Genomic DNA, 26,820 nt, shown 5'->3' with positions numbered 1-26,820 from the left:
ATGAATTTCTCTCAGTTCTTCATCAAACGGCCAATCTTTGCGGCGGTTCTCTCGCTCCTGATATTGATTGCCGGTGCTATCTCACTGTTTCAGCTACCTATTAGTGAATACCCTGAAGTTGTGCCACCCACTGTTGTGGTTCGCACCAGCTTTCCCGGTGCCAACCCAAAAGTAATAGGTGAAACGGTTGCCTCCCCCCTTGAACAAGCCATTACCGGTGTTGAAGGCATGCTGTATATGTCTTCCCAGGCCACCTCTGACGGCGCGCTGACCTTAACGGTTACCTTCGCCTTGGGGTCTGATCTGGATAACGCCCAGGTGCAGGTACAAAACCGGGTTACCCGAACCATGCCAACCTTGCCGACTGAGGTTCAGCGCCTTGGTGTGACAGTCGATAAGGCATCGCCCGACCTGACCATGGTGGTCCACTTAACGTCCCCTGATAACCGTTACGACATGCTTTACCTGTCGAACTACGCAACGCTCAATGTTAAAGACGAGCTCGCTCGACTCGACGGTGTGGGCGACGTGCAACTTTTCGGCTTGGGAGAATACTCGCTACGAGTGTGGCTTGATCCCAATAAAGTGGCCTCACGTAACTTAACCGCTACCGATGTAGTCAATGCCATCCGTGAACAGAACCGTCAGGTTGCCGCAGGTTCACTGGGTGCGCCACCTACCGCGGGCGATAACAGCTTTCAGCTGTCTATCAACACCCAAGGCCGTCTGGTTACCGAGGAAGAGTTCGAGAACATCATTATCCGGGCCGGCAATAACGGTGAGATCACCCGTCTCAGAGATATTGCTCGAATAGAGTTAGGTTCCAACGACTACGCTCTGCGCTCGCTCCTGAACAATAAACCTGCGGTCGCTATTCCGGTGTTTCAACGCCCTGGCTCCAACGCGATCGAGATTTCAGATTCGGTGCGTGCACGCATGGCTGAGTTGAAGAAAAGCTTCCCTGAAGGCATTGATTACGAGATCGTTTACGACCCCACCATCTTTGTCCGTGGCTCTATCGAGGCTGTTGTACATACCCTGCTAGAAGCCATAGTTTTGGTGGTGTTGGTGGTCATTCTGTTCCTGCAAACGTGGCGAGCATCGATCATTCCACTGGCCGCTGTGCCTGTGTCCTTGATTGGTACATTCGCGGTCATGCACCTCTTCGGCTTTTCTCTGAATGCGTTGTCGCTGTTCGGCTTGGTGCTGGCGATCGGCATCGTGGTGGATGATGCCATCGTGGTGGTGGAAAACGTCGAACGTAATATTGGCCTAGGCAAAACGCCGGTTGAAGCCACCAAGCAGGCAATGAAAGAGGTCACGGGGCCGATCATCGCAACGGCGCTGGTGCTCTGTGCGGTATTCGTACCAACGGCATTTATCTCCGGCCTTACCGGCCAGTTTTATCAGCAATTTGCCTTGACCATTGCGATCTCTACCGTCATTTCGGCGTTCAACTCGCTGACCCTGTCGCCCGCATTGGCTGCCGCTTTGCTAAAAGGCCATGACGCACCCAAGGACCGTTTCTCACGTGTGCTCGATCGCATGTTCGGCGGCTGGCTATTCAAACCCTTCAACCGCATGTTCGACCGCGCCAGCCATGGCTACGTCGGCACAGTGGCGCGGGTTCTGCGCGGCAGCAGTATTGCCATGTTGGTATACGGCGGTTTATTGGCCTTGACCTACTTCGGCTTCGCCAGCACACCAACCGGCTTTGTACCGCCGCAGGACAAGCAGTATCTCGTTGCCTTTGCGCAATTGCCGGATGCAGCAAGCATTGATCGCACAGAAGATGTGATCAAACGCATGTCAGAAATTGCCAATGAATATCCGGGCGTGGCCAATACCGTTGCCTTCCCGGGCCTGTCGATTAACGGTTTCACCAATAGCCCTAACAGCGGCATTGTTTTCACCACACTCAAATCCTTTGATCAACGCAAGGACCCCAACCTATCAGCTGACGCCATTGCAGCAGCACTCAATGCCAAGTATGCAGATATCCAAGAGGCCTACATTGCGATTTTCCCACCGCCGCCAGTTCAGGGCCTGGGAACCATCGGTGGCTTCCGTGTGCAAATTGAAGACCGGGGCAACCAAGGCTATGACGAGCTGTACAAGCAAGTGCAGAACGTAATTGCAAAAAGCCGGGATGTACCTGAGCTAGCGGGTTTGTTCACCAGCTACCAAGTAAACGTACCTCAGGTTGATGCCGACATTGACCGCGACAAAGCCAAGATTCACGGCGTTGCCATCAGCGATATCTTCGACACCATGCAGGTGTATTTGGGCTCGCTGTATGCCAATGATTTCAACCGCTTTGGTCGCACCTATCAGGTCAATGTGCAGGCCGACCAGAAATACCGGGTTGATGCAGACCAGATTGGCCAACTCAAGGTGCGCAACAACCGGGGTGAAATGGTGCCGCTTTCAACCTTCATCAAGGTGCAAGACAGTTCCGGGCCTGATCGGGTTATGCATTACAACGGCTTTATTACCGCAGAGATAAACGGTGGCGCTGCACCTGGCTACAGCTCGGGTCAAGCCCAGGCTGCGATGGAACGCCTGCTCAAAGAACAACTGCCGAACGGCATGAGTTATGAGTGGACCGAGCTGACCTACCAGCAGATTCTTGCCGGTAATACAGCGCTGTTCGTTTTTCCACTCTGCGTGTTGTTGGCGTTCTTGGTACTGGCCGCTCAATACGAAAGCTGGAGCCTGCCAATGGCGGTGATCTTGATCGTGCCTATGACCCTGTTGTCGGCCATTGCCGGGGTAATTCTGACCGGTGGCGACAACAATATCTTCACCCAGATAGGCTTGATCGTACTGGTCGGACTGGCCTGTAAGAACGCGATTCTGATTGTTGAGTTCGCCAAAGAACAGCAAGAAGCTGGCATGGACCCAGTGAGTGCAGTTCTGGAAGCTTGCCGCCTACGGTTACGGCCAATTCTGATGACCAGCTTTGCCTTCATCATGGGTGTGGTTCCACTGGTATTTAGCTCTGGTGCAGGTGCAGAAATGCGTCATGCCATGGGTGTTGCGGTGTTTAGCGGCATGCTGGGCGTGACCTTCTTTGGCCTGCTGTTAACCCCAGTGTTTTATGTGCTGATCCGTAAGTTTGTTGAAAAACGTAAAGCCAAACGCTTGCAACGTCCGCAGGAGGCAACGGTATGAAGTTGAAGTTATTCGCACCTGCCCTGCTCGCTTTAGCGGTATCTGCCTGCGCTGTTGGCCCAGACTTTAAACAACCTGAAAATAGCCCAGCGCAGTTGACTCAGTTAAATGCAGGTGAATATGACAGAGAGCACTTTGAGGCCTTGTGGTGGCAACAGTTTGACGACCCGACCCTCAACCAACTGGTGAGCCAGTCGTTACAGGAAAACCGTGAGCTGCGTGTAGCCTTCTCAAGACTGCGGGCTGCCAGGGCAATTCGCGACGACGTTGCCAATGATCGTCTACCGACTGTTACCAGCCGTGCCAGCAGTGAAATCGGCAAGGGGCAGCAGCCGGATGTGACGGAGGATCGGGTTAACACCGAGCGCTACGACTTGGGACTGGACATGGTCTGGGAGTTGGATTTGTTTGGTCGAATCCAACGCCAACTTGAAGCCAGCGATGCACAAATCGAGGTGGCCGAAGCCGACTATTACCAACTTCAGGTCAGTTTGATCGCGGAGTTGGTCGATGCCTACGGCAGTTTGCGGGGTGCCCAGTTGCGTGAGCACATCGCTCGCGAGAACTTGCACAACCAAGAGGAATCGCGGGGGATCACGGTAAAACTGCGCGACGCAGGTGTCGGCAGCGAGCTGGATGTACTGAGGGCCGACGCCAGGCTGGCGGCCGTTGAAGCCAGCGTGCCGCAACTGCAGGCCGAGCAAGTGCGTGCACGCAATCGCATCGCCACCTTACTCGGTCAACGCGCGGATCAACTGAGCATTGACCTCTCGCCCAAACCGATCCCGGCGATTGCCAAAGCGTTACCAATTGGCGACCCAGCTGAGTTACTGCGCAGGCGTCCAGATATACGCTCGGCCGAGCAAAGCCTGGCAGCGGCAACGGCTAATGTCGGCGTCGTCACTGCCGATTTGTTTCCGCGGGTGAGCCTCAGTGGTTTTCTCGGTTTCACCGCTGGGCGTGGCTCGCAGATAGGCTCTTCTGCGGCCCGCGCTTGGGCTGTTTCGCCGACCATCAGCTGGGCAGCCTTTGACCTGGGCAGCGTCAAGGCGCGGATTCGTGGTGCTGATGCCGAGGCAGAAGGCGCGCTGGCACAATACGAGCAGCAAGTCTTGTTAGCGCTGGAAGAGTCCGAGAATGCCTTCAGTGACTACGCCAAACGCCAACAACGTTTGCTGGCGCTCATTCGCCAGTCTGAAGCAAGCCGCGCAGCAGCCGAACAAGCAGCCGTGCGTTATCGCGAAGGCACAGTAGATTTTTTGGTCCTGCTCGACGCTGAACGTGAACGTCTTGCAGCCGAAGACACTCAGGCGCTGGCTGAAGTCCAACTCTATAGCGGTATCGTGGCAATTTACAAAACCTTGGGTGGTGGCTGGCAACCCAATAGTTAAACGCTTTTACCGCCCTAAAAGCCCTGCACGCTCTGCGTTGCGGGGCTTTTTGTTAGCGCAATATAGCTTCGAAGGCAGGCTGACGCTTTTACCCCCCCGCTCTTATCCTTGGCTGGCTCGCGGTGGATCCGTTTAGCGTTGAGGCAGCCGATAACCTCTATTTCCAGCCAAACCGTAACAAAACCGGCTTACGACACTCTAGTGATAACCCTGTGCCTAGCTCTACAAAGCCTGGGATTTAAACAACGAGGTTGTAGTGCTTATTACCCTTACACTGGCATTTATGATCGGCTGGATCTCGCAGCGCATGGGCCTGTGCCTCGTAGCGGCCATTACCATGGCGATGCATAAAAGACCCACACTGTTCGTTGCGCTTGCGTCCTGTGGGCTGTTCGGCCTGCTGCTGACGCCGTTGTATCAAAGCATTGGGGTGTCGCAACCCTTTTACCAGCCGATTGCACCTTACCCACACATCATTCTGGGTGGCTTACTCTTCGGTATCAGTTCGGTCGTTAATGATGGGTGCAGTGTCGGCACTCTAACCAAGCTGGCACGTGGGAATCTCAGCAAAGCCTTTACAATCATTGGCTGGGTTATTGGGATTTTGCTGTGGCATCAGTTCAATATGGATAAGACCGAAAAGCTCAGGCTTACGCCCTCGCCTTCGAGTTTTAATTACCTGCTGGCGATTGGCTTGGTCATTGGCAGTTTACTTCTACTCATCCGCTTTCAACGCGAGAAACACTTTGTTGGCTACGGCATTTTGCTGGGTCTACTGACCAGTGCCCTGTACACCTTCGAGCCAAACTGGACCCCAAGCTTGTTGTTTTATGATTTGGCAAAAGCGGTATGGGTACCCGGGCAATGGCACATCAGTTCGGCACGGATTGGGGTTTTCGCCTTGATGCTGATTGGCATGTACAGTTTTACCCTTGTCCGCAAAACATTCGACTACAGAGCAATCAATCTACGCGACTCATGTCGCTACCTCGCTGCCGGAATACTGATGGGCGGAGGCGCATCAATGATGCTCGGGGGTAATGACGCCCAAATTCTCTTGGTTTTACCCAACCTGCATCTGGTGACAACACTGCCGCTGCTGTCGGTGTGCATCGGCGTTGTTTTGAGTATTGTGCTTAAAAACCACATACTCAGGCGGCGCAACAGACCCAGTGAGCACTAGACCTGCCTTCACCTAGCGCTCACTCAGACGATGCCACCATTGACCCTGATAATCTGTCCATTGACCCATGCACCCTCTTCACTGACCAAAAATGCCACAGCACCTGCGATATCTTCGGGGGTGCCAAGTCGTTCAAGCGGTGGCTGCTGGGTCAGTTTTTCGATCAGGTCATCAGTCTTGCCATTAAAAAATAGGCTGGTTGCAGTCGGCCCGGGTGCAACAGCGTTGACACTAATACGTCGGCCACGCAGCTCCTTGGAAAAAATCTGGGTGAAAACCTCTACGGCAGCTTTAGAGGCGGCATAAACCGAATATCCAGGTAACGCCATACCAATCACGCTGGTTGAAAAATTGACGATCCGCCCACCCTCACGCAAACGGGTAGCGGCAAGACGCAAGGTGTTAAAGGTGCCTTGGGTGTTGATCGAGAAAATTCGCTGATACAACTCATCGTCCGTGTCTTTGAGCGGCACCAACCCTGGCTGAATGACACCGGCATTGTTGACGAGAATATCGATACCACCGAAAGCGACCTCGGTTTGATCAAACAATGCTTCGACAGCGACTGGATCAGCGATATCGGCCAACACCGCATAGGCTCTACCGCCTGTGGCCATGATCTCGCGAACTACATTTTCAGCATCCGCGGGATTGGAGGCGTAATTGACTACGACGCTGATACCCTCTTTGGCTAGGCGCTTGGCAATGGCTGCACCAATGCCTCTCGACGCGCCAGTGACTATGGCAACTTTAGACATAATTATTCTCTCTTATGGATCATTCGCCATCGAATTGCTGAGTGGCGGCAAACTGACATCATGCAAAATCTGTGACTTACATCTGTATAGCTGTGAATTGCCGGTTCTGACTGACCAATCATCTGGATCCAGGCAATCTAATGTTTGGTTTTGATCGCACCTAGCAAAGGGTTAAATCTGTTTAACCGGCAAAATTCCGCTGATCAAACCTCCTTAGATGGCGACATATCGCCACCCTCTGCGAACTGGTTCACCTAGGTTTTTCGGTAACCATTGTCCTCGCGCAAATCAGCGTAATTGGCACAGGCATTGCCATAGGAAGAGACGCGCAAAGCGCCAACACTGATAAAAAAAACAAAAGGAATCGAGCATGTTTAAGCAACTGTTTGCCGTGGCGGCCTGTGCCATAGCGATCACTTCAACACCGGCCATCAGTGCTCAGCAGAATGGCCCTATCGTCATAAAATTCGCCCATGTGGTCACTGATGACACCCCTAAAGGGCAAGGTGCGTTGCTATTTAAAAAACTGGTTGAGGAGCGTTTGTCGGGCAAAGTCTCAGTTGAGGTGTATGCCAACTCTTCACTTTACGGCGATGCTGATGAACTGCAGGCGCTCAAGGACGGCAAGGTACAGTTGCTTGCGCCTTCTTTGGCCAAGTTCGGTGACTACACCAAACAGCTGCAAATTTTCGATTTGCCCTTTTTGTTCGACGACCTGGAGGCCGTGAATCGCTTTCAAAAACGGGCAAAAGGCCGTCAGTTGCTGCGCAGCATGGAATCTAAAGGCATTGTAGGTTTAGCTTACTGGCATAACGGGATGAAACAGTTATCAGCCAACAAAGCGCTGTACGCTCCAGCGGATGCCGCTGGATTGAAGTTTCGTATACAGCCATCGGACGTACTCAGTGCTCAGTTCAACCAGCTAGCAGCGTCCCCTGAAGTACTGCCCTTCTCCGAGGTTTTCAAGGCCCTGCAAACCGGTAAGGTACAAGGCGCAGAAAATCCCTGGTCAAATATCTACAGTAAAAAACTCAATACTGTTCAGCCCTATATCACTGAAACCAACCACGGCGTGCTCGACTACATGCTAGTGAGCAATCCGACCTTTTGGTACAGCATTCCGCACGCCACCCGCGTGATACTTGAAGGGATCATCGATGAGGTGACTTACTCGGTGAATCGTCAGGCGGAGGAAGCCAACATGGCTGACCGTCACCGTATAGAAGCCTCAGGCAGCAGTCAGATCATTGCCCTTGACGACCAGCAGCGCCAAGCCTGGCGTCAAGCAATGAAACCGGTGTGGGCACAGTTTGAACAGCAGATTGGCGCGGATGTGATGAAAGCCGCAGAGGTCGTAAACCGTAAGTCACGCGACTGACTGCACAGCGCTAAGCCCGCCGGCGAAGACGTGCGGGCTTATACTTACTCCAATGTATCGTCTTGATCGGCCGGCGGCACCAACTGGGCGGTTGTCCAGCCACCGCCCAATGCAGCAATCAGCTGCACACTTGCCGTCAAACGGCTGCCCAAGAGCGTTAGGGCCGTGCGCTCATTGCTCAACGCGGTGGCCTGAACGGTGACCACGCTATTGAAGTCGACGGTTCCAGCCTTGTACTGATTTTGGATCAGTCGCAGTGATTCGCGCGCCGACTCAACGGCTTGCTGCTGCACCTGCGCCTCGTGTTCCATGACATTTAACTGGACAAGATAATCTTCAACTTCCCGGAAACTATCGAGTACCGACTGGCGATATTGGGCAACCGTTTGGTCGTATGCTGCCTCAGCACGCTCAACCTCAGCGCTGCGTGCACCGCCATCGAATAAGGTCATCGCCAGATTCGGGCCGATCGACCAAAAGCGGTTAGGCAGGTCAATCCAGTCATGAAAGCTACTGCCACGATAGCCGCCCGAAGCTGAAAGGGTTAAGTCCGGATACCAGGCTGCTTCGGCGACCCCAATATCTGCATTTGCCGCAATCACACGCCGTTCAGCCGCGGCGACATCAGGTCGGCGTTCGAGCAGCTGCGAAGGTAAGGCAACGGGGATTTGCGGCAGCTGCGGCAAATGCTCACGGGACGCAATGCTCAGTTCGGCAGGCGAAACACCCGCTAGCACAGCAATGGCGTGCTCAAGCTGTGCACGCTGCCAATTGAGATCAATCGCCTGTGCTTCAGTGCTTCTCAGCTGAGTAAGCGCCTGGCTGACATCAGACTTCGGCACAATGCCAGCTTTGTATTGGTTTTCAGTTAACTTCAGCGAGCGTGCATAGGCTGCTGACGTGGCATCCAGTAAACGTTTTTGATCATCAAGCACACGTAATTGCAGGTAGTTTTGCACCATTTCAGACTGATAACTCAGCTTTGCAGCCGCCAAATCACCCGCACTGGCCTCGAAACCCGCTTTGCTTGACTCTAACGAGCGACGCAATTTGCCCCAGATATCCAGCTCCCAGGCGACGTTTAACGTGGCATCGTAGTTTTTAGTGATGGTCGATGTGCTGCCACTGCCTGAATTGATAACATCCGATGTCGATACCACGTTACTGCCGCCGCCCTGGCCTGTGCGGGTCACCCCCGTGCTTCCGGAAACTGTTGGGTAAAAACCGGCACGCGCACCACGGACCAATGCCCGGGCCTGACGATATTGGGCTTCAGCAGCCGCCAGGTTCTGGTTAGACACATTGAGTCGTGCAACCAAGGCATTGAGTTCTGCATCACCGTACAGCTCCCACCAGGCACCACGCTCAAGTGCGTCTGCTGGCACCGCTGCCTTCCAGCCCTGCACCTCTTTGAACTGTGCAGGGGTATTGAGCTCAGGGCGTTTATAGTCTGGGCCAACCGCACAAGCACTTAGTGCAATACTCAATGCGAGCATGCTGAATAGGCGCGTGCTGCGTGCTTTTGTAGGGGCTGAAATCATCATAACGGTGTGTCCAAGGCTGCATCCGTACGCACGCCACGCCAGCGGTTAACCCGATGGCGCAAACGGTCGAAATAAAGGTAAATAACCGGTGTGGTGTAAAGGGTCAGCAATTGACTGAGGATAAGCCCGCCGACAATGGTGATGCCCAGTGGCTTGCGCATTTCCGAACCTTCTGCACTGCTCAGGACCAAGGGCAAGGCCCCGAGAATGGCAGCAAGGGTAGTCATCATGATCGGTCTGAAACGCAGCAAACATGCTTGGCGAATCGACTCGAAAGGACTCATGCGTTGCTGGCGCTCAAACTGCAATGCCAAGTCGATCATCAGGATCGCGTTTTTCTTGACCACCCCGATCAGCAAAAACAGCCCCAGTAAAGAAATCAGGCTGAATTCGGTATTGAGCAACTCCAGCGCCAACAAAGCGCCAACTCCAGCCGAGGGCAAGGTTGAAAGAATCGTCAGTGGGTGCACATAACTCTCGTAAAGCACACCCAAGACGATATAAACCACACCCAGTGCCAGCAAAATCATCAGTGGCTGGTTATCCTGGGTTTGCTGGAAAGCCGCCCCGGTGCCGCTCATCATACCCTGCACTTCGGTTGGCAAATTAACCTTGGCGACTGCTTTATCAATGGCCGCGGTTGCCTGATCGAGACTGACACCTTCAGCCAATGAGAACCCGATATTTTCCGAGGCAAACTGACCTTGGTGGTTAACCCGGTCTTCCTCGAGGCTACGTTCCCAGTGAGCAAAGGTTGAGAGTGGCACCCGATCACCATTGGCAGTGATCAGTTTGATCTGATCCAGGGATTCGGGATGCTCGGCATATTGCTTATCAACCTCCATGACCACGCTGTATTGGTTCAGCGTGTCATAGATGGTCGAGACCTGCCGCTGGCTGTAGGCGTTATTCAGCACGCTGGTGACCATGGCCATATCCACACCAAAGCGCTTGGCCATATCGCGGTCAACCACCAAGCTGATCTGTTGCGCGCCTTCGTTCTCCTTGGCGTCGATATCGGTCAGCTCGGGCAATGCGCGCAGAGCCTCACGTACTTTCGGCAGCCACTGGCGCAGTTGATCGAGGTCACCCGACAACAGCATGTATTCGTTTTCTGAGCTTCGCCCTTGCCTGCCGCCAATCTGCAGGTCTTGGTCAGGCATCAGGAACAACCTGCCGCCAGCTACTTTGGGCACATCTCGGCGCAATCGATTGATTACGTCTTGGGATGAGATCTTGCGTTCGGCCACAGGCTTTAGGCGCACGATAATAAAGGCGTTGTTGATGCCGCCTGCACCGCCGACGAAACCGGCCACGCTGTCGACCGCGGGGTCTTTCAGAATAGCCCGGCGGTAGGTCTCCATTTTTGGCTGCATGACCTGGAACGACAAGCCATCATCGCCGCGAACAAAACCAATCAACTGCCCGGTGTCTTGTTGCGGCAAAAAGGTTTTTGGCACGATGACAAACAGCACAATGTTCAAGGCGATGGTTGCGAACAAGCTCATCAGCATCAGTAACGAATGGCGCAACGCCCAATCCAGGCTGCGCTGGTAACCCTTTAAAATCACCGTGCCAAAGCGCTCCAAATACCGGTGCAAGCGGCTCGGTGGCAACTGGTGATCTTCAGCTTTAAGCCAGCGAGCACAGAGCATGGGCGTCAGCGTCAGTGAGACCAGCAAGGAGATAATTATCGACACGGCCAAGGTGATCGAAAACTCGCGGAACAGGCTCTCGACCAAACCGCCCATAAACAGAATAGAGACGAAAACCGCAACCAACGACAGGTTCATCGCCAGCAGTGTGAAACCCACCTCTTTGGCCCCTTTGAATGAGGCCGCCATTGGGGTTTCACCATTTTCGATATGCCGCGAGATGTTCTCAAGCACCACGATTGCATCGTCAACTACGAGCCCTGTGGCCAAAATCAACGCCATCAGCGACAGGTTGTTCAACGAGAAACCGAGCAGGTACATGGCTGCAAAGGTCCCGACCAGCGATACAGGCACCGCCAGTGCAGGAATCATCGAGGCGCGCCAACGACCGAGAAAGCCGTATACAACCAGAATAACCAAAGCCACAGCAATCAACAGCGTGCTTTCAGCTTCATGCAGAGTGGCTCTGATGACGGGCGAACGGTCCATTGCTACTTGCAGATTAACGCTGGCTGGAATCACCGCGCGCAACGCCGGTAATTGCTCGCGAATACTGGCGATGGTTTCTAGGATATTTGCGCCAGTCTGACGGTTGATGACCAGCAGCACCGAGCTTTGGTCGTTATAGAAGCCGCTGTTGTAGCGGTCCTCTACGCCATCGGTGACCTTGGCCACATCACTTAAGCGAACCACAGAACCATCCTGATACCGGATGATCATGGGTTTGTAGTCAGCGGCTTTCTCTAGCTGGTCACTGGCTTGAATCTGCCAGTGATTGTTTTCATCTTCGACTGCCCCTTTGGGCCGTTTGGAGTTGGCATCGCTAATGGCCTCACGCACCTCATCGAGCGCAATACCGTAATGATCAAGCATGCGCGGTTGCAGCGAAACCCGCACCGCAGGCAGAGAACTGCCGCCAATTTGGACTTCGCCTACCCCTGTTACTTGCGACAGTTTTTGCGCGATAACCGACGAGGCGACGTCGTACAGTTGACCTTTGCTCAGTACATCCGATGACAGTGCAAGCACCATAATCGGCGCTTGCGAGGGGTTGATCTTGCGGTAGGTAGGCATGCTGCGCATACCACTGGGCAACAGGTCGCGTGAGGCATTGATCGCCGCTTGCACTTCGCGCGCAGCGGCATTGATATCACGGTCCAGTTCAAACTGGATCATGATCCGCGTGCTGCCTTGGCTGCTGCGGCTGTTCATCTGGCTAATGCCTGCAATAGTGCCGAGCGAACGTTCCAGTGGCGTTGCCACACTCGACGCCATGATCTGCGGGCTGGCACCTGGCAAGGTGGCATCAACGGTAATCACCGGGAAGTCCATGTCCGGCAATGGCGCAACGGCAAGCAGGCCGTAGGTAACCGCGCCGACTAAAATAATGGCCAAGCTCAGCAGCAGTGTCGCCACCGGGCGGCGGATAAATGGCGCTGAAAGGTTCATGGTTTGACCAGAATCCCGGCAGCGCTGCGCCCGGTCAGATGGCGCGCCAAACGGTCAAAGTACAAATAAATCACCGGAGTGGTGAACAATGTCAGGACCTGGCTGACCAACAAGCCACCGACCATTACCAAACCCAAGGGCTGGCGCAACTCTGCACCTGAACCTGTGGCGAGCATCAGTGGCACGGCACCAAACAACGCCGCCAGGGTGGTCATCAAAATCGGACGAAAGCGCAACAGGGCCGCTTGGTAGATCGCCGCTTCAGGTTGCATGCCCTGATTACGCTCGGCGTCTAGGGCAAAGTCGATCATCATGATCGCGTTCTTCTTGACGATGCCAATCAACAAAATGATGCCGATAATCGCAATCAAACCCAGATCATTACCGGTCAGCAACAAGGCCAACAATGCCCCCACGCCGGCAGACGGCAAAGTCGAGAGGATGGTGATTGGGTGGATATAGCTCTCGTAAAGGACCCCGAGGACGATATACATGGTCACCACCGCTGCCAGAATCAGCAGCAATGTGCTCGACAACGATGCACGAAACGCCTGGGCTGCGCCCTGGAACTCAGTCTGGATACCCGCGGGTAAACCAATATCCTGCTGCGCCTGTTCAATGACCTTAACCGCATCACCCAACGCAATGCCGGGGGCCAAGTTGAACGACAAAGTGGCTGCCGGAAACTGACCGATATGGTTGACTAACAGGCTCGCTGCACGCTGCTCAATGTGAGCTAGGTCTGACAGCGCAACCTGTGCGCCATCGGGTGTTGCGACGTGAATTTGGCGCAGTGCGGCCGGGCCAATACTGCCCCCGTTCTCGCTTTCTAAGACAACGCGGTATTGGTTGGCCTGGGTGTAAATAGTCGAAATCTGGCGCTGGCCAAATGCATCGTACAGCGCATCGTCAATGTCCGAGACCTTAACCCCCAGTCGCCCAGCTTTATCACGGTCGATATCAAGGTAAACCTGCAAGCCACGGTTTTGTAGATCGCTGGTGACGTCTGTAAGCTCAGGGTGTTGTTGCAGGTTACTAACCAACTTGGGTACCCACTCCTCCAGCAGGGCCAAGTCCGGCGACTCCATGCTGAATTGAAACTGTGTGCGACTGACCCTGTCTTCAATCGACAAATCCTGCACCGGTTGCAAGTAGAGTTGAATACCGCTGAGCTTGGCTATTTCAGGACGCAGCCGGTCAATCACTTCGCTCGCGCTCAGATCGCGCTCACTGTGAGGCTTGAGGTTGATCAACATGCGTCCGCTGTTGAGGGTCGGGTTATCACCGTCAACACCAATGTAAGATGACAAACTGCTCACAGCCGGGTCTTTGAGTACCACTTCGGCGAGCCGCTGCTGGCGCTCGCTCATGGCGGTGAAGGAAATCGATTGCGGCGCTTCTGAAATGCCCTGGATCACCCCGGTGTCTTGTACCGGGAAGAAACCCTTTGGCACAGCCAGGTATAAAACGACGGTCAGGCCCATGGTGGCGATTGCCACAAACAAGGTCAGAGGTTGACGTTTGAGTACCCATTGCAACCCTATGCCGTAATGGTGAATCAGGCGGTCAATCCACTCGCCGCTGGCCTTGTAAAAACCGGATTGCTCTTCAGGCTTTGGCTCGCGTTTAAGTAAGCGCGCGCACATCATCGGCGTCAGGGTCAGGGAAATAACCAGCGAGATCAAAATGGCTACAGCCAGGGTGATGGCAAACTCACGGAACAAGCGCCCCACTACATCGGCCATAAACAGCAGCGGGATCAATACCGCAATCAGCGAGATGGTCAGCGACACCAAGGTAAAGCCAATCTGCTTGGCCCCTTTGAGTGCTGCATTAAATGGGGTTTCGCCCTCTTCAATATGGCGGGCGATATTCTCCAACATGACGATTGCATCATCGACCACAAACCCGGTGGCAATGGTCAGTGCCATCAACGTCAGGTTGTTGATGGTAAAACCGGCCAAGTACATGATGCCGAAGCTGCCGATCAGTGACAGCGGCACCACAATCGAAGGAATAATGGTCGCCGACAACCGACGCAAAAACAGGAATGTCACCAATACCACGAGCGCGATTGCCATCATCATCTCGTGCTGTACATCGCTGACGGCAGCGCGAATGGTTTGAGTGCGGTCTGTCAGCACTGTGACATCAACGCTGGCAGGCAAGCCTTCCGTCAGGTTTGGCAACAAGGTCTGAATGCGATCAACCACATCGATTACGTTGGCACCCGGTTGACGCTGGACGTTAACCAGAATGGTTTTATTCAGATTGGCCCAGGCAGCAAGGCGTTGGTTCTCGGCACCATCGACAATGGTTGCCACATCCTTAAGGCGTAACGTAGCGCCTTCGCTGTAGCTGATAATCAACTGACGGTATTGATCGACCGAGATCAACTGGTCATTGGCATCAAGCTGCGACACCCGTGTAGGCCCGTCAAAGTTACCTTTCGGCTGGTTGACGTTGCTGGCGGTAATCAGTGTGCGGATATCGGCCAGATTCAAGCCATAAGCGGCCAATGCATCCGGGTTAACGCGGATGCGCACCGCTGGCCGCTGGCCACCGGCTAGAGAAACCAGGCCAACACCGCTGGTTTGCGCTAGCTTTTGCGCCAGACGGGTGTCGACCAGATCGTTAATTTCAGGCAAACGTAGGGTTTTCGAGCTAATCGCCAAGGTCATGACTGGCGTATCAGCCGGGTTTACCTTGCTGTAAACCGGTGGTGCTGGCAAATCATTGGGTAATAGATTGGTCGCACCATTGATGGCTGCCTGCACTTCTTGCTCGGCCACGTCCAATTTTATTTCAAGGTTGAAGCGCAAGGTGATAACCGATGCGCCCCCTGAACTGGTCGAAGACATTTGCTTGAGACCAGCCATTTGCCCGAACTGGCGTTCAAGTGGCGCGGTGACCGCGCTGGTCATTACGTCCGGACTTGCACCCGGGTACAAGGTCATGACCCGGATAGTCGGGTAATCGACTTCAGGCAAAGCAGACACTGGCAACAAACGGTAGGCAATAATCCCGCTAAGGAAAATCGCCACCATAATCAGCGTGGTCGCAACCGGACGCAGGATAAACAGGCGAGAAACATTCATGCTTTGCGCTTCGGTTTGCCATCAGTATCAGCTGCAAGAGGCACGGGTGCAGCCTCAGGCTCAGGCGTAAAGCCTGTACCCAAAACGTCAACTTTGTTGCCATCACGCAAGCGGTCGGTGCCTTCAAGCACCACTCGCTCGCCGACTTTGATGCCCTTTTCGATCAAGGTTGTTTCGCCATTACTTGGGCCGACCTCAACCTGGCGAATACGGATCTTGTCTTCGTTGTCGACGATATACACAAAGGGACCTTGGGAACCGAACTGCAAGGCAGCAGCAGGGATCACATCGACATTTTTCCTGGTTTCGACACGCAAGCGAACATTCACAAATTGGTTTGGATAGAGCATTTCGTCCGCATTGGCGAACCGGGCCTTGAGTTTGACCGTGCCTGTTGCGGTGTCGATCAGGTTGTCCAGCGTCTCCAACTGTCCTTCAGCCAAGCGATTTTTCTCGCTGCGGTCCCAGGCCTCAACTTCAAGGGTCTCGCCGGCACGGTAATGTTTCAACACGGCAGGTAATTCCGCTTCAGGCAGGGTGAACATCACGGCAATAGGTGTGGTTTCAGTAATCACCACCAGCGGTAACTCATCCCCTGATGTCACGAGGTTACCGATATCAACCTGACGCAGCCCCAAGCGTCCACTGATAGGTGCGCGCACCTGAGTGAAGTCAAGATTGAGCTTGGCTTCAGCAACCGCAGCCTGATTGGTTTTAACCGTGCCTCGGTATTGATTGACCAAGGCCGACTGGGTGTCCAGGGTCTGCTTGGCAATGGAGTCTTCTGCGTAAAGACCTTTGTAGCGGGCCAAGTCAATTTCAGCATTTTTCAGCTGAGCTTGATTTTCCAGCACCGCGCCTTGTGCTTGCTGTAAGGCCACCTGATAAGGTCGCGGATCAATCACCGCCAATAAGTCCCCTGCCTTGACCCGCTGCCCCTCACTGAACAGCAGCTTCATAAGCTCGCCATCAACCCGGCCACGCACATTTACCGTGTTATAGGCAGTTACTGTACCCAGTGCTTTTAATTCAATTGGGAAGTCCGCCGCCACCACTTCCGCCACACGCACCGGGACTGGCCCCATATCGCCAAAACGTTGGTTACCGACTTTCTCTGGTTTTGCTGGCCAAAAACCCCACACCAATGCAGCGATTACAGCCAATAAAACCAAGCCAATTAACCATTGGCGTGAGGTTTTTGCAGGGGTCAGGGTATTGTTCGAATCAGGCATATCTCAGATCACATCCTAGAGGAAGCTGAACGATAAGCACTCTTACGGCCTAAGCAAAGCCTCTTTACCAGCTATTTACTTATGGTCTGTTGCAGATTGTGCCAATCACGCACAATTTAGCGCCGTTTCTAGACGCTAGAACGCTGATTGAGAGGGTATAAAGGGGCCTGAGGCTGGAAGCCGAGACGGGTTTATCCAGCCGTGCTCAAAGAAGCATCGCGCTTAGATCAGCGCCCAGGCAATCAACCATACAGGCGAGGTTACAACGGGCAAGGTTAGCGCCAGTTTTGGCCTATAGGGCAGGCTCATGACCAGCAATAAACCGGTCAGGCTAATCTGCCCAAGCCAACCAATAGGCCCCATGGCCCATCCCCAGCTCGATACACAGGCCATAAACCCTACACCCAGCAACAACCATCCGGCTACACGCAACGTAGCGCAGACATAGGGCAGCGGCTCACGCTTCCAGACATTTTTATAATGGCGCTTTATGCCCAGGCAAAGCGCTGACATGGCGCAATAAACCAAGAAAAGTCCGGCAAAAAAATTAATCAGCATCTCAGTTCACCTGCGCCACAGTCGTGGCCTGTCGGCGGGATGTGGTCTGTACTTTTGGTTGGCCTGTCCGCCAAGCGCAGAAGGCCAGTAATGCCCCGCAGATAATCGCAGTGAGTTCAAGATAAAGCCGGATTGGCTCTTCCCAAGGTTGCGTCAATGTCATCGCGCTCACCGCCGGCAGAACTAAGCACAGTAGAGCGGCCACTCCTAACTGCTCACGCCATGCCTGAAGATAAGGACGGCAACAAGCGTGAATTAACGTCAACAACCAGAGACCAAAGAAGACCTGCACTTCTACCGAGCCACGCTGCGCCAACTCAACAGGCAGAATACGGTTTGCCCATAGGTAGCCAATACAGGCGATGCTCAACCCTGCAACGATTGCCACGTTTAAGCGCTCGGCAACGTTGTATAACCAGGCCCCCACAAGACCTTCCGCATCGTACCTGCGGCGGCGTTTAACAGTGAACAGTACCAGCCCGGTGGCGATCATTGCGCAACTGGCAAAGCTGCATAAAAAGTACAACCAGCGCATTGGATAACCGCCGAATTGAGCGAAATGCAAACCGGCGATGACCCGCTGCGTCAGCATGGCTCCACGGTTCTGCTCCGGTTGCTGCAAAATCTCGGCACTGACCCCAGCAAAGGTCATGCTTTTGCCCTTGGTGAGCTCGATTCGGTTACCTAACACCGGGCGCACTTCAATCTTTGCATCACTGTGCCCGGGTTTACTGATAGACAACGAGCCTATCTCTCCCATCACCCGCTCTGCCTCGATCAGCACCGGCCCAATGGAGGTCAATTCTGCTGCAACAGTAAGCGGTTTTTCAGCCCTCTGCCCCTGCCTCACACCTTGCTGCTGTTGCTGCTGGCCGCGGCCAAATGCAGCCTGGCGATCACCATCGAACAAGGCATCAACTGCAGCCGGCATATAAATCACCGAAAAAATCACCAAGCCGCTGTAGGTGATCATCAAATGAAACGGCAGCACCAATACGCCGGTCGCGTTATGCGCATCTAGCCACGAGCGCTGGCCTTTTCCAGGGCGAAAGGTAAAGAACTCCTTGAAAAATTTCTTATGGATAATCAGGCTGCTAAACAGTGCAACCAACATACCGATGGCGGCAAATCCAACCAGCCATATGCCAATATTGCGCGGCATATTGAGGGTGAAATGAAAGCGAAAGAAATGCCCGCCCCCTGCACTGTCGCGTACGCTTATGGGCTGCCCGGTGGCAGGGTCGAGGTACTGTCGCGGCCCACCCCGGCGCTGCTCACCGGCTGAAACCGTAAGATCAGGTGAGCGCTGGGTTGGCAGGCTGATGTTCCAAGCTGAAGCATTGGCATGATTGGCTTGCAGGTAGGCAATCGCCCGCTGCGCAGCTTGGGTTTGCTCAACCTTGTGCGCAGGGGCTTCCGGGCGCATCCAGACATCGATTTCTTTGTCGAATACAGCCAATGTACCGGTTAGAAAAATAGCAAACAGCAGCCAGCCAAATACCAGCCCTGTCCATGTATGTAGCCATGACATCGACTGGGTTAATGATTGCGACTTCATGACAGAGTGCTCGTTAATTGTGGCCAAAATCCGGCGATCAGCAGCGCACTGCTGGTCAAAAGCAAAGCGCCCCAGACGACCTTCACCCGCTCGCAGGCAAAGGCCCAGAGAATCACCAAGGGGTAAACCACAAACGCTGGCAGGGTTGCCACGGTCATGGCAGTGCGTGGCTCAGCGGGAAGCCACTGCGCCAGTGCAGCGGTGAAGGCATAGGTGAACAAATAGCCTGCAAATATGGCAGCCAACGCCCGCGACAGGATCGGCCAGCTGAAAGCCTGGGTTTTCATTGTGCTGACGGCTCCGTCGAGATTTTCAGCGCCCATGGGATGGACGCAGCCAACATTGGCCCGTGGCCAAGCGCTGGCAATTGCTGGTATTGAGCCGATAAACCAGATATTTGGCTTAAACGCTGGACCATCTTGGGTAAAGCATCAACACCCACTGCAGCCATGGCTTCGGCTCTGGCCTTAGGCATGTCCCGGCCATTCCGGGCCTGTCCCTCCTGCTCACCGCGCAAGGCTAATAACTGTGCCTGAACGCCTTGGGGCATGTGTTTTTCGACGTCCAGAATCAAACCAGATTGCCACCAGAGTGAGGGGCTGGCAGCGATATAACGATTAAAGGACTGCGGCTGAGTAAATAAGGTATTGAGAACAAACAACCCGCCAAATGAATGCCCCCAAAGGCTTTGCCGCTGCATATCCAATCTGTATTTAGCCTCAACAAGGGGTTTGATCTGACTTTCGATCAAGGCCAAAAAATCGGCAGCACCACCAGCCTGATTGCCCCGTGACGATTCATCTACAAATACCTGGCCATTCTGCAACGCCGGGGTGTAGTCCAGCGTTCGGCCTTGCGTGTTAATTAACCGTTCACCGGCATAACCGATCATCACCAGCAGAGGTGTTTCCGGCAAACCTTGAATCCAGTCATCCTTGAGCGCAGCCAAGGCGGCGTTGCCATCGAGCATATACAGCACCGGATAGCCTGAGGGCGCAGCAGGTTGCTTGGGGATAGCCAGATAAACCCGATAGTGGCGCTGGCCATCTTTGGACGGCAGATCAACCTGATCAAAATTGAAAAATGCTGAACCACGATCTGCCAGGGTTTCACCCATGGTTCTGCTCAAATCTGGCTTGGCCTGGATTGCCCAGGATAGAAACGACAACAACAGCAGCAAATACTTCATTTCATCCGCTTCCTTGATTCACACCACACTCTAAAAAAACAACTCCGCCAGGGTCGCTGGCAGAGTAAGAGCCGCTGATTAGAGCGGCCAAAGGAGCACAGTAATCAGAAGTTCGCAGTCACCGATGCGAAGTAGGAACGGCCCGGTTCGTTGTAGGTATTGGCACCCTCACCGCCTGAGTTGGCTTCTCGCTTGATCTCTTTGTCGAACAGGTTGTTAATCCCGGTTGAGAAACTCCAGGTGTCATCCAATTGATAATTCCCGGTTAAACCAAAGATGCTGTAGCTGCCACGAGTTCTAAGTTCATCACCAGTAGCAGCAGCCCCACGCGAGGTGAGGTTGCGTGGCTCCTGTTTGCCGTAATGGCTCATGTTGAATGAAAGGTCGAGACTCTCGGTGACCGTCCAATCGAGCATCGAGTTGATGGTGTATTCCGGAATGATCGACAAGGGTTCATTGGTCGATTTATTGGTGTTCTCGATCATGTAGGTGAAGTTGTTGTTCCAGCTAAGCACTTCACCTTCATTGCCCAGCAGTGGAATGTTCAAGCTGCCTTCCCAGCCGGAAACCACGGCTTTTGGTGCGTTCTCCCATTGGAAAACACGGCCATTGCTATTAGTCAGCGCGACTTGATCAAGCCCGGCGGTGATCTTGTCTTTGTAATCGTTATGGAAGTAAGTAATTCCAGCATTCCAGCCGGCTTCGTCATAGACAATGCCGATTTCCTTGTTGATGCTGGTTTCTGCATCGAGATCGTCGTTACCCTGCACATAGCAGCCGCTGCCTAAGTTCGGCGCATCAACCGGGCAGCCATTACCGCGGGTGTAGTACAGGTAATTGGTGTTGGACTGGTACAGGTTCGGCGCTTTAAACGCCTTGGCAACACCGCCTTTTAGCGAGATGGCATCGGTGATTTTGTACGTGCTGTTGAGGCTTGGGCTCCAGTTGCCACCAAATTGACTGTGGTGGTCATAACGCAGCCCTGGAGTCAGAATCCAGCGATCGGTGAGTTCAATATTGTCTTCAGCAAACACCGCATAGTTGTCAGCATCGGCCTTGCCCGAGCGCACGCCTGTATCGGCACCCGGAACGTCACCGCCATTGCCGGTGCTTTGCGTCATCGAATATGGGTCGTCCAGTTCATCACGAGTCAGCTCGGTGCCAAGCGTAAGCACCTGTGGGCGACCAACTTGCAGCGGCATATTGACTTCACCGGCCAGGCGATAGGCTTTAAGCTCAGACGTCGAGCGGTCATCTGAGCTATTGATACTGCCTTCCGGCCCACCGGCCAAGCCTTCATTGAGGCGACGGTTGCGGGTGTTTTCGTAGGAAGCAACCACTTGCGAAGTGCCGAAATCCCAATCGCCGCGATGGGTGACCGAAGCCGATTGGCGGTACATGACATTGGTTTCTTTGCCATCACTGGCTAATTGGTTGATCAACTCCGTGCCGTTGGTGCTGACAGCGCGGTCACCCGCATAAATGTTGCCCTGGCGACTAAAGCCACCTTCAAACTCAAGCACTTGGTGGGGGTCCAGATCCCAACGCAACAAACCATCGATATCCTTGTTGCGTACCCCTTCACGACCGGCTGGCGGGGTCGCCGTTGGGCTGGCGGCAAACGCTTCATTGAGCGACAAATCATCAGCGTCGGTCTTGTTGAAGTTGCCGTACAAACGGTAGGACAGCGCCTCCATAATGGGCCCGGCCATATTGAAGTTAATGCGTTTGGTTACACCCTCGGCGTCATTTTCAGGCAGGTTGGTGTAAGCCGTTACCTGACCGCTGTGTTCAAGGGTCGGTGCCTTGGTGATGATATTGACTACACCGCCCGCCGCACCGGAACCATAACGAGCCGCCGCGGGACCACGCAAAACCTCAATACGCTCTACTGCGGATGCAGGCACCCAGTTACTGTCGCCCCGCGTATTGCGCTCGCCACTGCGGCCCATGCGCACGGAGTTACGCGAGCTAACCGGCTTGCCGTCAATCAGGATCAAGGTGTTTTCCGGGCCCATGCCGCGGATGTCTATCTGGCGGTTATTGCCATATTGGCCAGTAGCGCTGTTGCCGGTGAGGTTAACCCCAGGCATCTTGCGGATGATATCGGAGAGATCGTTTACCGGAGGGCGCTTCTTGATGTCTTCAGCGGTGATGATTGAAACGCCCGGTGCCTGCTTAAGCTCTTCTTCGGCAGTACCCAACACATAAGTGTCCTGAAGCTGAAGGCTGCCATTGGAATTGCTTTGCTCATCAGCGGCCAACGCGACCGGCGAACCACTCAGCGCCAGAAGTGCCAGTGTCAGGTGATTAAGTTTTGGGCGGTACGGCATCAACATCTCTCCTTGTCTGCAAAATAAGTGCGACGCGGGGAGCTATAAAGCAACTTCAGCGCTCCAGCCCGCACACTTGACGGCGGAGATGATATTGATTCTCGTTAGAGAATAAAGATCATTTACAAACTATACACTTTGTAAGCGCAACCAAAGTCTCAAACCAGTGTCGCCATTATCGGCCCAGAGCTGACCGCCTTGCAGCTGCACAGCGCCTTTGGCGATAGCCAAACCCAGACCAAAACCTTCTCCGCCCGGCCTTGCAGCACTTAAACGGGTGAACGGTTGGAATATCCTTTCAAGCTGTGATTCATCAACACCACCGCCCTGATCTTCGATCGTCAGCAACCAGCCATCCGCCTGTGGCTGACCGCTTAACACCACGCAACCTTCGGCGGGTGAATGGCGAATCGCGTTGCGCACGATGTTTTCCAATGCCTGCGCCAAACTGTTCAAATGCCCGCGCACATGACAATTGTGCGGCAACTCGCAGCGCAGGCGATTGGGCTGCCAACTGCTTTCAAAGCAGGCATCTTCACAGATCACGCCCCACAAGGCGGCTACATCAATGTCTTGTAAATCCAACTGTGGGCGCTCGGTGTCCAGCCAGACCAACTCCAGCGTATCATCGACCAGCACTTGCATCGAGTTAACTTCTCGCTCAAGACGCAGACGCAACTCTGGTGCATCTGCGGCGCACTCCCCGGCCACCCGCAAGCGCGCCAGGGGCGTGCGTAACTCGTGTGAGACATCGCGCAGCAATTGGCGTTGTAACGATACCGTTTTATCCAATCGCTCGGCCATGCGATCAAATGCCCGCCCCAACCTGCCCAATTCATCTTGGCGCTGGCTGAGCTTGGGAGAAACTCGAGCACCCAGATTATCGCCGCCCAATGCGTTGACCTGCTCCAGCAAATAACCAAGGGGCGCTATCACCTGGCGATAGATCAACAGGCACAGCAGCAAAGCCAAGACCGCTGGCACCACGCCCTGCAACATCACCTGCATTGACCAGGTAAAACCTTCAGGCACAAAACGCCGTGGTAATTGAATAATCACCTGGCCTTGGTCAACTGCTTGGACGAATGGCACACCAATAAAAGGTAAGCCACTCACGCGCTTGCTCATGGGGCCGTCAACACTGCGTAGCCTGCGCAGATGAGTAAACTCTTCGGCGCTTAAGGGCTGGCTGCTCATGCTCGCTTGGCTGCGGCCTACTACAGCAACCCAAATCTCGGGTTCGCGCTCGGCCATTCGTGCGACCCATTGATCAACCCCCTCAGCGCCCTTTTGTATCCACGCCTGCTCTGCCTCATGGGCATAGGCGTGCAACTGCTGCTGAGCCGCTTTACTGAGGTAAGCCGTGCGTTGCTCAATTACGCCACTCCAATACCAAGCGCCCCACGCAATCACAATGCACAGCCCCAGAAGCTGCGCAGCAAGACGCCAGAACAATGGATAGGTGGATCGCATCTTCAACTCGGATCAAGTTCGAAGACGTAGCCCTTGCCCCAGGCCGTCTCCACACGCCCGCTGAGATAGCCAATGGCAGACAGTTTTCGCCGGACATGGCTGATGTGCATGTCTAGACTGCGGTCATGCTGGGAGTAAGCCCGGTGCAAGACTTGCTGATAGAGAAAGGCCTTGCTCAGGACTTCACCGGCATTTTCGATGAGTAATTCCAGCAGGCGAAATTCAGTGGTGGTCAGTTGCGCCCACTGGTTTTGATGGCGCACATCAGTTTGCTGCTGGCTCAGCTCAAGGCTGGGTATCTGCGCTGCGACCTTCTGATAACCACGCTCATAAGCGACGCGACGCATAATGGCGGCGATACGCACTTCCAGTTCCGCCATGGTAAAGGGTTTGGGCAAGTAATCATCGGCCCCCTGACTAAAGCCGGCAATGCGATCCTGCTCGGCCCCCAATGCTGAGATCAGTATCACCGGCACACTACTGTGGTGACGCAACTGCTCAAGCACATTAAGCCCGTCAAGATTGGGCAACAGGATGTCCAGCAGGACCAAATCGAAGGGTTGCGTCAGTCCTTGTGCCAGGCCAGCTTTGCCGTCCTTGTGCAGGGTTACCTGAAAACCGCGGCTGCAAAGATGCTCCTGCAAATGCACAGAAAGCACAGGATCATCTTCAATCGCCAAAATATGAGCTGTTACCGAGCCGCTAGTCATGCCAATCAAACGCAAATAATAACCAGTTGCGATAATGCCAGATATTACTCGGCTTGAACATCTGTTCAAACGCGCTAAAGGCTCAACTCAGCCAGCCCTCTTTGCTAAACAACTCAACCAACCAATCAACAAATACCCGCACCCGCCTGGAAAGTTGACGGTGCTGCGGATACAAGGCGGTTAACGGCATGGCAGGTGGTCGATGCTGAGGCAATATTTCAACCAAACGCCCTGCCGTAACTTGCTCACGCAGGTGATAAACCGGCCCTTGAATAATGCCAAGCCCTGCTTCGCACGCCGCTACATACGCTTCTGCGTTGGTTACCGTGATTTTGCCCGGCTGGGCGATTTCAATTAACTTGCCATCAACCATAAACTCGAAGGGGAACACCCGACCATTAAGGGGCGAAGCAAAATTCACGGCGCGGTGCGCTGGCAAATCATCCAAGCACTGTGGCATGCCAAACTGGCGCACATACTCAGCGCTTGCACAGGTGATCTGCGGCAGTTGCGTCAGGGGTCGTGCAACCAGACTCAGATCATGGATATGCCCTGCCCTGACCACGCAATCAACACCTTCGCGGACCAAATCAACCGGCCGGTCAGATGAACCAACGATCAGCTCGATTTTAGGGTAGCGCGAGCAGAATTGTGTCAGCGCCGGGATTATTAACCGATGCCCCAGTGACGCCGGTAAATCGATGCGCAGCAGACCTTGTGGGTTATTCCGGGTTTGCGAGAAGAAAGACTCGGCCTCTTCAATATCAGCCAGCAGGTGCACACAGCGCTGGTAATAGGCTTGACCATCCAAGGTTGGCCGTACTTGCCGGGTGGTACGCTGCAGCAACTGCACCCCTAAATGGCTTTCCAACTGTTTGATCAACTGGGTGACCGAAGCTCTGGGCAAACCTAAGCTGTCAGCTGCTTTGCCAAAACCACCTAGCTCAACAATTCGGGCAAATACCTGCATTGCCAACACTCGATCCATAACAGCCTCGCATGGCTCAATTATTTAGATTATCCAAATAGTGAATGCGAGTTTACCCAGTTTATCTGTCAATAGATAACACTCACAATCAACCTACATTTACTCGACAGAGGCTTACCGATGAAAACGCGTCAACTTGGCCATAACGGCCCACAGGTATCCGCAATCGGTTTGGGTTGCATGGGCATGAGTGATTTCTACGTAACCAATCAGGATGACAACGAATCAATTGCAACCTTGCACCGCGCCCTTGAATTAGGTTTGAACCTGTTCGATACCGCCGATGCTTACGGCCCGCACAGCAACGAAGTTTTGCTCGGTCAGGCGTTGGCCGGGAAGCGCCAGCAAGCGTTTATTGCGACTAAGTTTGGCTTGCTACGCGACCCCAAAAATCCTCATGTGCGGGGCGTCAGCGGGCATCCTGACTACGTACGCTCATCCGTTGAAGGCAGTCTTCAACGCCTACAAACAGACTACATAGACCTGTACTACCAGCACCGTATCGACCCCAACGTACCGATTGAAGAGACAGTCGGAGCGATGGCTGATCTGGTTCGCGAAGGCAAGGTTCGGTATTTAGGGCTCAGCGAAGTGGCTCCACAAACGCTTCTGCGTGCCAACAAGGTGCATTCCATTAGCGCCGTACAAAGTGAATACTCATTGTGGACACGCGACCCGGAAGAAAATCAGGTGCTTGCCACCTGCCGTGAACTGGGTATCGCCTTTGTGCCATACAGCCCTCTGGGCCGTGGATTTCTGACTGGGGCGTTAAAGAGCCCCGAAGATTTCGCAGAAGATGATTACCGACGTTTCAGCCCACGCTTTCAGGGTGAGAACTTCGCTAAGAATTTGCAGCTCGTTACTCAGGTTGAACAATTAGCACAGGACAAAGGCGTCAAGGCCTCACAACTGGCATTGGCCTGGGTCTTGGCTCAGGGCAATGACATTGTGCCGATCCCCGGCACCAAACGCCGCCGGTATCTGGAAGAAAATATTGCTGCGCTCGAGATCAACCTGAGCACTGCAGAGCTGGGCGCACTAAACGCGATTTTCCCGGCTCAAGCCGCAGCCGGTGATCGCTACGGCGCAGAGTCAATGGCCATGCTCACGCTGTAAACTGTGCGTTGTGCCACTCAAAAAAAAGCCCAC

At 54.0% G+C, this 26,820-nt stretch carries 18 protein-coding genes; 5 read left to right on the top strand and 13 right to left on the bottom strand.

The features are described from left to right. The 3 genes from ACIGCM_RS22300 (at position 1) to ACIGCM_RS22290 (ending at position 5,748) form a co-directional block, all read left to right on the top strand. Positions 1-3,174 carry an efflux RND transporter permease subunit gene (locus tag ACIGCM_RS22300; protein WP_397504254.1) on the top strand — a complete coding sequence of 1,058 codons (3,174 nt, stop codon included), beginning with the start codon at positions 1-3 and terminating at the stop codon, positions 3,172-3,174. Next, complete coding sequence (locus ACIGCM_RS22295; protein ID WP_397504253.1) at positions 3,171-4,565, top strand: efflux transporter outer membrane subunit; 1,395 nt, start codon at positions 3,171-3,173, stop codon at positions 4,563-4,565. Before ACIGCM_RS22300 ends, ACIGCM_RS22295 begins: the two co-directional genes overlap by 4 nt. A gap of 256 nt (positions 4,566-4,821) precedes the next feature. After that, a complete protein-coding gene (locus tag ACIGCM_RS22290) occupies positions 4,822-5,748 on the top strand; it encodes a YeeE/YedE thiosulfate transporter family protein (RefSeq protein ID WP_397504252.1) in 927 nt (308 codons plus the stop codon). Positions 5,749-5,771: 23 nt separating this feature from the next. Here the strand turns inward: ACIGCM_RS22290 and ACIGCM_RS22285 are convergent, their stop codons facing one another. Next, positions 5,772-6,506 carry an SDR family oxidoreductase gene (locus ACIGCM_RS22285; RefSeq protein ID WP_397504251.1) on the bottom strand — a complete coding sequence of 245 codons (735 nt, stop codon included), beginning with the start codon at positions 6,504-6,506 and terminating at the stop codon, positions 5,772-5,774. Between the two features lie 370 nt (positions 6,507-6,876). Between ACIGCM_RS22285 and ACIGCM_RS22280 the strand changes: the two genes are divergently transcribed. Then, positions 6,877-7,884, top strand: a complete 1,008-nt coding sequence (locus ACIGCM_RS22280) for a TRAP transporter substrate-binding protein (RefSeq protein ID WP_397504250.1) — start codon at positions 6,877-6,879, stop codon at positions 7,882-7,884. Positions 7,885-7,928: 44 nt separating this feature from the next. Here the strand turns inward: ACIGCM_RS22280 and ACIGCM_RS22275 are convergent, their stop codons facing one another. The 12 genes from ACIGCM_RS22275 to ACIGCM_RS22220 form a co-directional block, all read right to left on the bottom strand. After that, complete coding sequence (locus ACIGCM_RS22275; RefSeq protein WP_397504269.1) at positions 7,929-9,380, bottom strand: efflux transporter outer membrane subunit; 1,452 nt, start codon at positions 9,378-9,380, stop codon at positions 7,929-7,931. A 44-nt stretch (positions 9,381-9,424) separates the two neighbouring features. Continuing rightward, positions 9,425-12,532: an efflux RND transporter permease subunit gene (locus tag ACIGCM_RS22270; RefSeq protein WP_397504249.1), complete on the bottom strand. Its 3,108-nt coding sequence runs from the start codon at positions 12,530-12,532 to the stop codon at positions 9,425-9,427. Continuing rightward, a complete protein-coding gene (locus ACIGCM_RS22265) occupies positions 12,529-15,630 on the bottom strand; it encodes an MdtB/MuxB family multidrug efflux RND transporter permease subunit (protein WP_397504248.1) in 3,102 nt (1,033 codons plus the stop codon). The genes ACIGCM_RS22270 and ACIGCM_RS22265 overlap by 4 nt, the downstream gene beginning before the upstream one ends. Beyond that, entirely contained in the window at positions 15,627-16,862 is a 1,236-nt protein-coding gene (locus ACIGCM_RS22260; protein WP_397504247.1) for an MdtA/MuxA family multidrug efflux RND transporter periplasmic adaptor subunit, read from the bottom strand. The genes ACIGCM_RS22265 and ACIGCM_RS22260 overlap by 4 nt, the downstream gene beginning before the upstream one ends. Positions 16,863-17,084: 222 nt before the next feature. Continuing rightward, positions 17,085-17,420: a DUF3325 domain-containing protein gene (locus ACIGCM_RS22255; protein WP_397504246.1), complete on the bottom strand. Its 336-nt coding sequence runs from the start codon at positions 17,418-17,420 to the stop codon at positions 17,085-17,087. A gap of 1 nt (position 17,421) precedes the next feature. Next, positions 17,422-18,978: a PepSY-associated TM helix domain-containing protein gene (locus ACIGCM_RS22250; RefSeq protein ID WP_397504245.1), complete on the bottom strand. Its 1,557-nt coding sequence runs from the start codon at positions 18,976-18,978 to the stop codon at positions 17,422-17,424. Next, a complete protein-coding gene (locus ACIGCM_RS22245) occupies positions 18,975-19,265 on the bottom strand; it encodes an iron transporter (RefSeq protein ID WP_397504244.1) in 291 nt (96 codons plus the stop codon). The genes ACIGCM_RS22250 and ACIGCM_RS22245 overlap by 4 nt, the downstream gene beginning before the upstream one ends. Then, positions 19,262-20,167, bottom strand: a complete 906-nt coding sequence (locus ACIGCM_RS22240) for an alpha/beta hydrolase (protein WP_397504243.1) — start codon at positions 20,165-20,167, stop codon at positions 19,262-19,264. Before ACIGCM_RS22240 ends, ACIGCM_RS22245 begins: the two co-directional genes overlap by 4 nt. 104 nt (positions 20,168-20,271) lie before the next feature. Then, complete coding sequence (locus ACIGCM_RS22235) at positions 20,272-22,500, bottom strand: TonB-dependent siderophore receptor (protein ID WP_397504242.1); 2,229 nt, start codon at positions 22,498-22,500, stop codon at positions 20,272-20,274. Positions 22,501-22,629: 129 nt separating this feature from the next. Beyond that, the gene (locus ACIGCM_RS22230) at positions 22,630-23,973 is read right to left on the bottom strand and encodes a sensor histidine kinase (RefSeq protein ID WP_397504241.1); all 1,344 of its coding nucleotides are present in this window, start codon (positions 23,971-23,973) and stop codon (positions 22,630-22,632) included. Positions 23,974-23,975: 2 nt separating this feature from the next. Then, positions 23,976-24,683, bottom strand: coding sequence for a response regulator transcription factor (locus ACIGCM_RS22225; protein WP_397504240.1), 708 nt, complete (start codon positions 24,681-24,683; stop codon positions 23,976-23,978). A gap of 82 nt (positions 24,684-24,765) precedes the next feature. Next, on the bottom strand, positions 24,766-25,671 hold the full coding sequence (locus tag ACIGCM_RS22220) for a LysR family transcriptional regulator (RefSeq protein ID WP_397504239.1): 906 nt from the start codon (positions 25,669-25,671) through the stop codon (positions 24,766-24,768). A gap of 120 nt (positions 25,672-25,791) precedes the next feature. Here ACIGCM_RS22220 and ACIGCM_RS22215 point away from each other — a divergent pair, with 120 nt between their 5' ends. After that, positions 25,792-26,787: an aldo/keto reductase gene (locus tag ACIGCM_RS22215; RefSeq protein ID WP_397504238.1), complete on the top strand. Its 996-nt coding sequence runs from the start codon at positions 25,792-25,794 to the stop codon at positions 26,785-26,787. Positions 26,788-26,820: the final 33 nt, after the last annotated feature.

The sequence above is a fragment of the Pseudomonas sp. NPDC078700 genome, assembly GCF_044542375.1.
Taxonomy (GTDB): domain Bacteria; phylum Pseudomonadota; class Gammaproteobacteria; order Pseudomonadales; family Pseudomonadaceae; genus Aquipseudomonas.
The sequence above is the reverse complement of the archived record's forward strand: the minus strand, read 5'-3'. Positions and strand labels throughout refer to the sequence as shown.